Raw genomic sequence first — 12,036 nt, forward strand, 5'->3', positions numbered from 1 at the left:
GATATTGCCATGAAGGGAACCACACAGACACTAGATGGTAATAAACTATTGTTTGCATTATAAATTCATTCTTTTACTCTCTTCTTCCCTTTTTGAACTTTTATTATTTAGTAATGCATCAGCAATCTTATAACCTAACTCCTGAGTATCAATATTCTCTTGATTACCCAGAACAGCAATATTCACTCAATTTCATCCCCATGACTTTTTCAGCCACTACACCATCCGATTTTTCTGATGAGTGCAGGTAGATGCCGGGTTTTGGCGGTTTAGCGAAACCGCCTATAAAAACTAATAGTTAGCCTTTAACCAATCGGTATATCCTTTTGCGCCATTACCGAAATAGGCATCATTATTTACATCAACTAGTTCAATACCGTAGCGTAGACGCTCTACTAAATCGGGATTGGAAATAAATGGCCGCCCGAATGCAACTGCATCCACCTTCCCTTCCGCACGACGGGAAATCGCCATTTCAAAGTCATAGTTGTTATTACCAATATAAGCTCCGTCGAACAGCGATCTGAGTGCATCCAGATCAATATCTTCAGGAACATCACGGTTTCTCCCTGTTGTTCCTTCAACAAAGTGGAGATAAGCTAGCTTGAATTTATTGAGTTGCTGAATTAAATAGCCATAAGTGGCCATCACATTACTATCAAGAGGCGTATTTCCTACTTCGATTGTGACTGGAGATAACCTGATACCAACTCGACCTCCACCCCAAACCGAGGTTACCGCTTTAACAACTTCGAGAACCAATCTGGCTCGATTTTCAATTGAACCACCATACTGATCGGTACGATGGTTAGTGGAATCACGCAGAAATTGTTCCAATAGATAATTGTTAGCTGAATGAATTTCTACACCATCGAATCCTGCACGTTTAGCGCATTCTGCTGCATGTCTATATTGTTCAATGATATCGGGGATCTCATCAGTTCTAAGTGCTCGCGGCATAGAAGATTTTTCAATACCACGATGAGTATAAACATTGCCGGTTGTTTTAATAACCGATGGCGCTACCGGTGCTTCCCTATTTGGTTGCAGATCAACATGTGAGAAACGGCCGACATGCCACAATTGCACGACAATCTTGCCACCAGCAACATGAATAGCATCTGTCACTTTTTTCCATCCTGCTACCTGATCTTCGGTCCAGATACCAGGTGTCATGGCATAACCTCGTCCCTGTGATGAAATATTAGTTGCTTCTGAAATGATTAAACCGGCACTTACACGCTGAACATAATATGTCACATTAAGTTCGTTCGGAATCCCCTCTTCACCTGTGCGAGAGCGTGTTAACGGTGCCATGGTAATACGATTGGAAAGCTCAATTTCACCTAATTTGGTCGGTGAGAAAAGATCGGTTCGAAGACTATTATCAGTCATAATATTTTCCTAATATTGATATTTTAATAATTGATGTAATCACATGCTGAAATTTTCATTCTTCCGATACGAAATGGAATAATATTTACAATGAGGAAAAAAATAAAATTTAGCAACAATTTTGATATGGGATTATTAATAATTAGGAACAAATATAATTCTGCATAAACTTAAAAGTAATACAACAAGTGGATGGTTCGTTTGCAAGATAATAAAAATGGGAACTATATGCTAACCAACATTCTTACAGATGATTTGATGAGCGCACGAGGTCTATTTAAAGCCGCGATGTTGCGGCAATAAAATAAATTTTATGCGGGAATATTTTCAGCGATGTTTTCAACTACCTTAAATTCGATCACAACAATTTCCATGTCGGGTGAAAAATCACCAACCCTTTCGAAAAAACGTTGATGCTCCAATTGCCAATGAAGCAAACTTCTGTCGCCCTCGCCTTCTTTCCCTGCCAGTTCTTCTGTCATTTCAGAAAATTGCATTAAGTGCATAGCTCTGACTCTGGCAATGCAAACTGGATGTTCTTTACTATCAGAGACAATATAATGCTTGCCAACTGCAATTTTATCTTCGTCTGATTCATAAGAATGGAAAGAACACGTTGTTGCTGTTTTTATTCCTTTTGCAATCAATTCAGCCAATTCATCGTGCATGGAAGGGGAATCACCCAATACCCAATGCCCTGCTTTTGGATATTTGCTTTCAATTAACGCCATAATGCCATTTGTTTTCATCGTATCTTGCAAGATGCTCCCTATGTATGTTTAGGCGGTTAGCAAACCGCCTATAGGATAATTTAATGAAAATTCACTTTATTTAATTTGATGCAGAACATCACCCACTGCATCAAACAGACGATCAAGATCATCAACTTTAGCATTGAACATGGGACCAAATTGTAACGTATCACCACCAAAGCGGACGTAAAAACCCGCTTTCCATAGTGCAATACCCGCATCAAAAGGCCGAACAGCGGCATCTCCATCCCGTGGAGCGATCTGAATGGCGCCCACCAGCCCACAGTTACGAATATCCACAACATTTGGACAATGATTCAGTGCATGTAATTTTTTTTCAAAATGCGGTGCCAATTCCGCAGATTGTTGAGGAAGGTTTTCTTTTTCCAGTAGCTCCAAGGAGGCCAGCCCCGCCGCACAGGCAACGGGATGACCTGAATAGGTGTAACCGTGGCTGAACTCGATCATGTGCTCTGGTAGCGACTGTGACATAAAGGCATCGTAGATCTGACTGGATGCAATGACTCCCCCCAGAGGAATTGCGCCGTTAGTGATTTGTTTGGCAAAGTTGAGAATATCTGGGGTTACACCAAAATATTCAGCACCACTCCAGCACCCCAATCGCCCGAAACCAGTAATGACTTCATCAAAAATCAGTAAGATATCATGTTGGGTACAGATTTCCCGCAAACGTTGTAGGTAACCTTGTGGCGGGATAATAGCACCAGCAGATCCAGAAAGTGGTTCAACGATAACCGCGGCGATATTACTGGCGTCATGCAATTCAATGAGTTTCAGAAGTTCATCGGCCAGTTCAGGGCCACCCGTCGATGGCACCCCCTTAGTAAAAGCCATATTAGGTTGTAATGTATGGGGAAGATGGTCGACATCCATAAATTGACCAAACATTTTGCGATTACCCCCAATACCGCCAAGACTGGTTCCCGCAATATTGACGCCATGATAACCGCGCGCCCGACCGATAAATTTAGTTTTTGCCGGTTGCCCTTGAAGCCGCCAATAAGCACGGGCTATTTTTACAGCGGTATCGGCAGCTTCTGAACCTGAGCTGGTAAAAAATACATGATTTAAATCACCCGGCATAAGGCGGGTGATTTTATCTGCCAACTTAAATGACAGAGGATGTCCATGTTGGAAACCAGGGGAATAATCTAATGTACCCAGTTGTTCTGCAACAGCCTGACGGATCTCAGTGCGTAAATGTCCCGCTCCACACGTCCATAACCCTGATAAACTGTCATAAATTCGACGACCTTGATTATCAACCAACCAGTTTCCTTCTGCTGAGATAATTAAACGTGGATCTTGTTGAAAATGACGATTGGCACTGAACGGCATCCAATGTGCTTTAAAATTCAGTGCTTGAAGATAATCATTATCTGACATTTTTTAACCCCTCGCACAAGGTTGTAACAAAGAGCTTGCAATGAAACCAAGCCCAAGTTAAACCTCAATGATCGAATTATTCGTGATGAGTTTACTGACGTAGCTGAAACTAACCAATAAGAGTCTATCTTGACTGTCTTTATAAATATATGACGTTTTTGCTCATTGATAACTTTGATTATGGCTAGCCTGGTGCAGTAAGATTGGCATCCAATCGTAAGAATTGATCTGGATCATTAACTTGATATCATTTTTTCGTCTTTCACAACGCAGAACACCTGCCGCTATTGCCCTACTGGCGATTTTGATGCTGTTCATTGCTCCGGTGGTGTCAAAAACACTGGAGCATTACCGTGAGGGAATAAAAAATGAAATAAATCACTGCATGCCGATGTCTGACATGCAAAATAACAATAGCCATCACCAGGCATCATCACCGACGCACACTATGGGTCATCATGGTGTCGCTCATATCCATATGGGATTGTTGGATGATATCGCGTGTGGTTACTGTCAGCTCCTGATTGACCTGCCGTTATTGGGCGGTTTTGTCTCTTGCGTTCTGTTGACCTTAAGGGCGCCTCAAGAGCCACCAGCATCACGTTTTTCCGGCCCAATTATTCGGTTGTTCTACGGCGAATCACAACCCCGCGCGCCCCCCTTAATGAGTTTGTTTACTTGAAGATTTGCTTTGCCTTACGCAGATTGTATTGCAATTTATTCATTTTTAAACAAATTCCAACGCTGAATTTGTTGCTCATTAAGGGATTTTTTATGTCTACTACACAATTATTTCGTATAGCTCCTCTGACAGCAGCTTTAACTCTTGCACTTGCCATACCAACGGGTGGCTGGGCTGCCAATGCGGAACATTCCAAAGATACAAAAGGAACGCATATTGCCCATGATAATGAAACTGTGATAACCGTAACTGCACCGGCAATCTCACCACTTGAGGTATTTTCTTCACTAAAAACGCCCCGTCAACCCGTGCCTGCCAGTGATGGTGCTGATTATTTGAAAACCATCCCCGGTTTTTCACAGATCCGTAACGGTGGTACTAACGGTGATCCAGTATTTCGCGGTATGTTCGGTTCTCGCCTGAGAATGCTGATTGATGACAGTGAAATTTTGGGTTCTTGCGGCGGGCGTATGGATGCGCCAAGTTCTTACATTTCACCAGAAAATTACGATGTTCTGAGTTTAGTCAAAGGCCCACAAACTGTACTTTGGGGGCCGGGAAATTCAGCGGGAACTATCCGTTTCGAGCGTATTCGCCCGCAGTTTGAACAGGCTGACGCTCAAGGTAATATCAGCACAGTGATTGGATCTAATCATCGTTGGGATGGCAATGCTGATCTCAGTATTGGTAATGAACTGGGCTATATCCGCTTGATCGGCAATAAATCCCGCTCCAATGATTATAAAGATGGTGATGGCAAACGCGTTCCTTCCCGTTGGGATAAATGGAATACTGATATCGCATTGGGCTGGACACCTGATAAAAATACGTTACTGGAATTAAGCGCTGGACAAGGTGATGGTGAAGCCCGTTACGCCACGCGCGGTATGGACGGTTCCCAATTTAAGCGCAAAAGTTTTGGTGTGCGTTTTGAGAAATCTAATATTGGTGACGTGTTTGATAAATTCGAATCCAATTTTTATTACAACTACACCGACCATGTGATGGATAACTATTCCATGCGCCACTCAGAAAAGAAGATGGTTTCAGAACCCGATCGCCTGACAATGGGTGGCCGTATGATGGGAACTTGGATTTGGGAAGATTTCAAGTTACAAAGCGGTATAGATATGCAAACTAATGTTCACGGTACCAACACCGATCGTAAAATGGCTAAAGCGGAAAGAAAGGGATGGGTGAAAAACACCCGTTTCCGTGATTACGGTATTTTTAGTGAATTAACCTGGGATGCAACTGAGCAGAGTAAAGTGATCGGTGGTGCCCGTTTAGATCGTGCTACAGCCTATAAATATGCCACCCAACAAGAGCGTAAAGAAACCCTGCCCGCTGGCTTTATTCGGTTTGAGCATAACCTAAAAGATGCCCCTATCATGTTCTATGCCGGCGTGGGTTATACCGAGCGTTTCCCTGATTACTGGGAGCTGTTTTCAGGAAAAGCGAACGAAAATGCTTTCACTAAGATAAAGACCGAAAAAACGACCCAGTTAGATATCGGGACTCAATATAACGACAACCATCTGAAAGGTTGGGTGTCAGCCTATATAGGTAAAGTGAATGACTTTATCCTGTTCGATTATGACAACAACACTGACCGCAACGTGAATGCCACTATTATGGGCGGAGAAACGGGGATGGCTTATAAGTTTAATGAAAACTGGAAAACCGATGCCAGCCTGGCGTATTCCTGGGCGCAAAATAACACTAATCATCGTCCATTACCGCAGATCCCGCCTTTGGAAGCACGTTTTAGCCTGACCTGGGAACATGGTGATTGGACGAGCAGTGGTTTGCTGCGTCTGGTAAATAGTCAACATCGGGTAGCCATTAATGAAGGTAACGTAGTCGGCAAAGACTTTGATAGCAGTAAAGGCTTCGCCCTTCTATCTGCCAATGCAACCTATAAAGTGACTCAAAACATTCAGGTCAGTGCCGGGGTTGATAATCTTTTTGATAAGACCTATAGCGAGCACCTCAATTTAGCGGGAAATAAGGGGTTTGGTTATTCCGGCAACACGGCAATAAACGAGCCAGGGCGGACTTATTGGGCAAGGGTTAATGTTAAGTTCTGATACTCTCTATTCTTAAACCTATCCCGCCCTGGCTTATGTCAGGGCGGATCTTTTTAAGAAAAGCGATAATTCATCGCGATTATCAAGAAATTTTCAGCTTCAGCCAGTTAATTCATGAGTCAACAACCAATGCCGCAACAGTGTGGCAAGCTGCTCTTGCTGGGTTTCTGTCAAAGGTTCGAGGATCGCTTTTTGATTTTGTACATGGCTTTCCACGGCCTTGTCTATCAACGCCTTTCCTTCTTGAGTCAAAAAAACCTTACAGCTACGTCGGTCTTCTTCGTTGGCAATACGGCCAATCAATCCTCGCTGTACCATATGTTCAATACGGGTGCTCATTGCCCCAGAAGTTAGCATAACGGATTGATACAGTTCAGTCGGTGTAATTGGTCTGTTATTACGACGCAGCGTCGCAAGAATATCAAATTCTATGGCACTCAGGCCGTGTTGTTTGAAGGCACATTGCAGGCGTTGTTCAATAATTTTGTTGACGCGGCATAACCGTCCAATGACGCCCATCGACGACGGATCAAGGTCTGGGCGTTGTTGTTCCCACTGTATCAGTAATCGGTCAACGTGATCGTACTTCATGCACTTTTCCCTATTCATTTTATTTCGACAAAAAGATACTTGATAAAAATCAATTAGGCTATTATTTTAATTTATCTTTATAAAAAGATACTTTTTAAAGTGATATGTGCGAAGGGTAATTTAACGTTATATACCAATCTAACTTCAAGTTGCCGTTTGCAAACCAACGAGAGTGTTTATATCTCCACGCTACGCGGGGAGATATAAGACGCATCTTGAAAGGCGATTGGTATAAATATTGAAAGACGGACATTAAGGATGAAAAATGTACAAATTGGAAGCGCGGCAACATGGTAGAAATTAAATCTATTCGGAATGTTTTATTGACTGCATTGGCCCCGATTATTTGGGGAAGCACCTACATTATTACAACAGAAATATTGCCACCTAACATGCCATTGCTGGCTTCTACCGTCAGAGCATTACCTGCTGGTTTATTATTACTGTTACTTTGCCGTACTGTACCCAAAGGAATTTGGTGGTTACGTATCATGGTACTGGGCTTGCTCAATATCGGTGCTTTCTTCTATTTCCTCTTTGTTGCAGCGGGGCATCTTCCAGGAGGAACGGCATCTTTAATCATCGCTTGCCAACCCATCATTGTTATCTTATTAAGCACTTTCATATTGAAAACTTCCCTCACAATAAAACACGTTATTGCGGCGATATTGGGAATTATTGGGATCTGCTTATTGGTATTAAATGCAACCACCAGCCTGAATTGGCAAGGCGTTATTGCAGGATTTGTAGGATGTGGCTGTATGGCGTTAGGTGTTGTGCTTACCAAATATTGGCATCGTCCCACTAACTTGTCATTACTCAGTTTTACTGGCTGGCAATTAACTTTTGGCGGCTTAATGTTATTGCCTGTCTCCATTTTCATAGAAGGTTTACCGCAACATCTTACTGTGACCAATATTCTCGGTTACGGCTATTTATGCATATTTGGTGCCGTGTTTTCTTATATTATCTGGTTTCGAGGAATTGAAAAGTTGCCCGTAGTGACAATCTCTTTTTTGGGATTTCTGAGCGCGTTATCTGCTTGTGTTTTAGGTTACTTATTTCTAAAGCAAACATTTTCCTTGTTTCAAATGCTCGGAGCATGCACGATAATTATTGCTGTTTGGCTTTCGGTTCCACGAAGCCAGGCAGGAAAAACCGATAATCCTACAACTCAATTAACCAGTAAAAAAATAACAGGAAAATGAATGAAACTGACTATCATTTCAGGCAGTCAACGCCCAGATTCTCATAGCCAACGCATCGCCCGGTATTTGCAAAAATTGAGTGGCGAACAGGGTTTTACCAATATAGACTTTTTCGATCTCTCCAATGTGGAATTGCCATTACATGATGGTTATACAACAGATATATCAGCGGAATCTCATCCCTGGCAAGCCATTGCACATTATTTAAAAGAGAGCGAAGCATTTATCTTTGTGACGCCTGAATGGCATGGAATGGCGACACCGGCATTGAAGAACTTTCTATTACATTGCTCTATAGCAGAATTGGGTCATAAGCCAGCATTATTAACAAGTGTATCAAGTGGAATTAACGGGGTTTATCCTCTTTGTGAATTAAGGATGACAGGTTTTAAAAATAATCACGTCTGTTTCTTACCTGACCATTTAATCTTCCGTCAGGGGGAAAGCCTGATTTCAGAGGATCTGATTTGTAACGATGAGACATTTGAAGGCCGTGTTAACTATACGCTGAAACTACTTAAATCTTATGCTAATGCATTGAAGCAAGTTCGTAAGGATGTTGGCGAAGAAAGCGAAAACTATTTGTATGGTATGTAAATAAGACCCCGTTCTTTCCGCATAAATCTCGGCTCAAATTTTTGAGCCGAGAATAGTATCCCTAGCCAAATCTACGCCCCTTATTTTTATCGAATAAACGACCAATTATCATTTATCTGTATAAAAACACAGTGTACCGTATTTTTGGCATTTTTGTTTAAAAATAAAACACGCCTTGCTTTCAATTTCCCCGAATAGATTAAAATATCAACTCGCCTATCCTTTCACCTTATAATAAAACCTCTCTTTAAGGCCTTCGGGTAATAGACAAGAGAGAGACAGAAATTATCTACCTTTTTAGACCCATAAAATACTCTTGGCACCCAGTGTGTTTATCGATTTCTTCGCTGACAACATAAAAACCTTGCGATAAGTAAAACTCATAACTTGCCTGGTTTTGCTGATAGACCGATAACGTAAGTTCAGTTCTTCGATTTTTGGCATCATTGACTAACGCCTTGCCAATGCCTTGCCCCTGTTTATCCGGTGATACAAAAACTGCGGCCAAACTATTTTCGTGGAGTGCATAAAAACCGACAACGTCCACACCCTGTAAGTAGACATAAACTTCTGAAGCTGGAATATAGATATTCCTCATATTTTTTACTTGTGATTGCCAAAATTTAGCCGCCACAAAATGATGGGCTTTGATAGAGGCTTCCAACCAAATAGATAGAACGGCATCCATATCTGCTTCTGTAAATGGTCTGATCACTGTTTTTACTATCCCCATGGTTAACCTATTTTGGGTGTAATCTCTTCAATAAGAAAAATACAATAAAAGCGGCAATGATATTGTAAAGCATGCTGTGAACAAAAGCGTTTTGATATGTAACAAAAGGCAGTGTATCCATCTCGCTTAAATGCCATTGAACTAACACGCTAACGACGGCAACCCCAAAAGCGGCTCCAATTTGTTGCAACGTTGCAATTATCCCTGATGCCATTCCCGCAGATTTTACGTTAACAAAGGCCAAGACAATGTTGAGCAAGGGGGTCATGACAAAACCTTGACCATATCCAAGGAATATGAGTATCGGTACGATCACAAATAATGGGGTTGTGATTGGTGAACTTGCAGGCGATAGTGCACTGATGGCAACAACTAAGGCAATAAAGGAAAACATATAAAGTAAGCCACCGGCAATAATAGTTTTGCTGCCAAAGCGTCTTACCCAATAAGAGGCATTAAGTGAAGATAAAACAAAACCTAGACTTGCAGGGGCAAAAATTAATCCTGCATCAAATGCGTTGAAACCTAAGCCATTTTGTAAAAGTAAAGCGAAGACAAGGAAAAATGAACTGGAGGTGGAATAGACAAATAAAACCAATAAACAACCTAAACCAAACTGGGTATTTTTCAATAAATCAAAATTGAATAGCGGTATTTTTCCTTGAGCAACATAATGTTTTTCATGACGGAAAAATTGCAACAACGCCAGACAGGCTAACAAAAGAGATAGCCAACACCATATTGGCCAATTCAATGTTGGGCCAACCAAAAGTGGTAGCAACAAAGCAGAAATACCCACGCTGGAAAGTGCCACCCCAGTTAAATCTAATGCCATTTTTTCTTGTGCCGTACTTTCATTAAGATACTTTGAGAATATTAAAGCTAACAAACCAATTGGTACATTAACCAGAAAAATTGAGCGCCATTGTAAATCCCATAAATTGGCGGAAATCATCCACCCTCCCAAAGTTTGACCTGCAATAGCAGCAAAACCTAAGGTCATTCCCAATAAACTAAATGCCCGACGGCTGTTATCATCGTCAAAACTGACACGGATACTGGCATAAACTTGTGGAAATAATAGCGCTGCTGATAATCCTTGCAACCATCGGGCAAAAATCAAAAAAGGGGCTGTGGGCGCAAGACCGCAAAGCAATGATGTTAAAGTAAAAGCAAATATTCCTAACTGAAATAACCTCCTCCGCCCAAATAGATCCCCTAAGCGCCCTCCTGTAATCAGTAATAAACCAAATCCAATTTCATAGGTGACGATAACCAGTGTAATTTGGAATAAATTTGCTTGTAGATGTAATTGAATATTGGCAATGGCAATGTTGACAACGAAAAGATCAAAAATAGTCACAAATCCAGCCGATAACAAAACTGACAAGGCTAAATAATCCCTTTTAGTCATGATACAAATCCCCACAATATTTGAGATAAACAGACTTTAATCGCTCTATTAGCCTGTTACAATTTAACCACTTATACTGTTACTAAAAGTAATAGGGTGAAATAAATGACAGAAATGAAAAGATCCCGTACTGAGTTAGCCAGTTTTTTACGCACGAAAAGAGAAAGTATCAGCCCTGAATCTGTTGGATTGCCACACATTGGACGTCGTCGTACGCCAGGATTAAGGCGTGAAGAAATAGCCGCTTTGGCCGGTGTTGGTGTCACTTGGTATACCTGGCTGGAGCAAGGTCGGGAAATTGGAGTATCAGCGACTTTTTTAGATAATCTTGCCAAGGTATTAAAGTTGACTACCGCTGAACGTCGGCATCTATACCTACTGGCACATATGCGTGAACCTGTGGAAACTGGGCAAACCTGGTGCGTTGTTTCTCCAATGATCCAACGAATTATGGATGATTTATCTCCGCATTTGACTTATGTGCTGAACTTGCATTGGGATGTTTTAGCTTTTAATCAACCAGCGGATGAATGCTTTCGTTTCAGTCAATTTGCAGGTGAACAGCGTAACTTTTTATGGTTATTGTTTACCAATGAGCATTATCGTGAGCTTTTTTGCTATTGGGAACGAGATGCTTATCGTTTACTCGCGAGTTTTAGGCGTGATTATGCCCTTACCGCTAAGGATAACGCTATTCAAGAAATGGTGAATAAGTTACTTAAAATATCACCTGACTTTTATGCTATGTGGCATAGACATGAAATCTATGAACCTTGTAATGGCATACGGGAGTTGAATGTGAATGGACAGGAAACGACTTTCGACTATGCATCAATGGCCACTGATTTAGAAAGACATTTGCGTTTGATTGTTTATGCAAAAAGATAACCCGATTATCTATACCAATCCAACTTCAAGTTGCCGTTTGCAAACCAATGGAAGTGCTTATATCTCCCCGCTGCGCGGGGAGATATAAAACGCATCTTGAAAGGCAATTGGTATATACCTATTTTTATGAATAAATTGTCATGGATTTAATATCTATTAATATAAGGTGATTATTCCAAGTATAAATCACCTTTCAATCATTACGATAAAAACCGCTGACAATAATGTCTTAATTAATAAATTTTATAACAAGGGAAATAAAAAACTTGATGTCAATAA

12 protein-coding genes are annotated in these 12,036 nt (G+C 41.3%); 5 read left to right on the plus strand and 7 right to left on the minus strand.

The genetic code is table 11. The features are described 5' to 3' along the window. Positions 1-57: 57 nt before the first annotated feature. The 4 genes from Xkoz_RS23700 to aptA form a co-directional block, all read right to left on the minus strand. Entirely contained in the window at positions 58-186 is a 129-nt protein-coding gene (locus tag Xkoz_RS23700) for a hypothetical protein (protein ID WP_279627391.1), read from the minus strand. A 105-nt stretch (positions 187-291) separates the two neighbouring features. Beyond that, complete coding sequence (locus Xkoz_RS05525; protein WP_099141221.1) at positions 292-1,395, minus strand: alkene reductase; 1,104 nt, start codon at positions 1,393-1,395, stop codon at positions 292-294. A 311-nt stretch (positions 1,396-1,706) separates the two neighbouring features. Further along, positions 1,707-2,156 (minus strand): ASCH domain-containing protein, encoded by a 450-nt coding sequence (locus Xkoz_RS05530; RefSeq protein ID WP_422646077.1) that lies wholly within the window; start codon positions 2,154-2,156, stop codon positions 1,707-1,709. Between the two features lie 66 nt (positions 2,157-2,222). Next, positions 2,223-3,554, minus strand: a complete 1,332-nt coding sequence (aptA, locus tag Xkoz_RS05535; protein WP_099141222.1) for an omega-aminotransferase AptA — start codon at positions 3,552-3,554, stop codon at positions 2,223-2,225. 241 nt (positions 3,555-3,795) lie between these two features. Between aptA and Xkoz_RS05540 the strand changes: the two genes are divergently transcribed. Together Xkoz_RS05540 and Xkoz_RS05545 are read left to right on the plus strand one after the other, a co-directional pair. Further along, positions 3,796-4,236 (plus strand): DUF2946 domain-containing protein, encoded by a 441-nt coding sequence (locus Xkoz_RS05540; protein ID WP_244183401.1) that lies wholly within the window; start codon positions 3,796-3,798, stop codon positions 4,234-4,236. Positions 4,237-4,328: 92 nt separating this feature from the next. Next, positions 4,329-6,326, plus strand: a complete 1,998-nt coding sequence (locus Xkoz_RS05545) for a TonB-dependent copper receptor (RefSeq protein ID WP_099141224.1) — start codon at positions 4,329-4,331, stop codon at positions 6,324-6,326. A gap of 99 nt (positions 6,327-6,425) precedes the next feature. Here Xkoz_RS05545 and Xkoz_RS05550 read toward each other — a convergent pair whose 3' ends face one another. Continuing rightward, positions 6,426-6,917 carry a MarR family winged helix-turn-helix transcriptional regulator gene (locus Xkoz_RS05550; RefSeq protein WP_099141225.1) on the minus strand — a complete coding sequence of 164 codons (492 nt, stop codon included), beginning with the start codon at positions 6,915-6,917 and terminating at the stop codon, positions 6,426-6,428. Positions 6,918-7,207: 290 nt separating this feature from the next. Here Xkoz_RS05550 and Xkoz_RS05555 point away from each other — a divergent pair, with 290 nt between their 5' ends. Together Xkoz_RS05555 and Xkoz_RS05560 are read left to right on the plus strand one after the other, a co-directional pair. Continuing rightward, positions 7,208-8,125, plus strand: a complete 918-nt coding sequence (locus Xkoz_RS05555) for an EamA family transporter (RefSeq protein ID WP_099141226.1) — start codon at positions 7,208-7,210, stop codon at positions 8,123-8,125. Then, positions 8,126-8,722, plus strand: coding sequence for an NADPH-dependent FMN reductase (locus Xkoz_RS05560; RefSeq protein ID WP_099141227.1), 597 nt, complete (start codon positions 8,126-8,128; stop codon positions 8,720-8,722). A gap of 289 nt (positions 8,723-9,011) precedes the next feature. On the opposite strand, the gene Xkoz_RS05565 is transcribed toward Xkoz_RS05560, so the two are convergent. Both Xkoz_RS05565 and Xkoz_RS05570 read right to left on the minus strand, forming a co-directional pair. Further along, positions 9,012-9,437: an N-acetyltransferase gene (locus Xkoz_RS05565; protein WP_208615208.1), complete on the minus strand. Its 426-nt coding sequence runs from the start codon at positions 9,435-9,437 to the stop codon at positions 9,012-9,014. A gap of 25 nt (positions 9,438-9,462) precedes the next feature. Next, positions 9,463-10,869: an MFS transporter gene (locus Xkoz_RS05570; RefSeq protein WP_099141228.1), complete on the minus strand. Its 1,407-nt coding sequence runs from the start codon at positions 10,867-10,869 to the stop codon at positions 9,463-9,465. A gap of 105 nt (positions 10,870-10,974) precedes the next feature. Here Xkoz_RS05570 and Xkoz_RS05575 point away from each other — a divergent pair, with 105 nt between their 5' ends. Then, on the plus strand, positions 10,975-11,757 hold the full coding sequence (locus Xkoz_RS05575; RefSeq protein ID WP_099141229.1) for a helix-turn-helix transcriptional regulator: 783 nt from the start codon (positions 10,975-10,977) through the stop codon (positions 11,755-11,757). Positions 11,758-12,036 lie beyond the last annotated feature (279 nt).

Origin of the sequence: Xenorhabdus kozodoii, from assembly GCF_002632875.1 — a bacterium.
Taxonomy (GTDB): domain Bacteria; phylum Pseudomonadota; class Gammaproteobacteria; order Enterobacterales; family Enterobacteriaceae; genus Xenorhabdus; species Xenorhabdus kozodoii.

Excerpts from the sequence above, each read along its gene's own strand:
- Xkoz_RS05525 (WP_099141221.1), bottom strand. The coding sequence starts at position 1,395 with ATGACTGATAATAGTCTTCGAACCGATCTTTTCTCACCGACCAAATTA.
- aptA (WP_099141222.1), bottom strand. The coding sequence starts at position 3,554 with ATGTCAGATAATGATTATCTTCAAGCACTGAATTTTAAAGCACATTGG.
- Xkoz_RS05545 (WP_099141224.1), top strand. The coding sequence starts at position 4,329 with ATGTCTACTACACAATTATTTCGTATAGCTCCTCTGACAGCAGCTTTA.
- Xkoz_RS05550 (WP_099141225.1), bottom strand. The coding sequence starts at position 6,917 with ATGAAGTACGATCACGTTGACCGATTACTGATACAGTGGGAACAACAA.
- Xkoz_RS05555 (WP_099141226.1), top strand. The coding sequence starts at position 7,208 with ATGGTAGAAATTAAATCTATTCGGAATGTTTTATTGACTGCATTGGCC.
- Xkoz_RS05560 (WP_099141227.1), top strand. The coding sequence starts at position 8,126 with ATGAAACTGACTATCATTTCAGGCAGTCAACGCCCAGATTCTCATAGC.
- Xkoz_RS05570 (WP_099141228.1), bottom strand. The coding sequence starts at position 10,869 with ATGACTAAAAGGGATTATTTAGCCTTGTCAGTTTTGTTATCGGCTGGA.
- Xkoz_RS05575 (WP_099141229.1), top strand. The coding sequence starts at position 10,975 with ATGACAGAAATGAAAAGATCCCGTACTGAGTTAGCCAGTTTTTTACGC.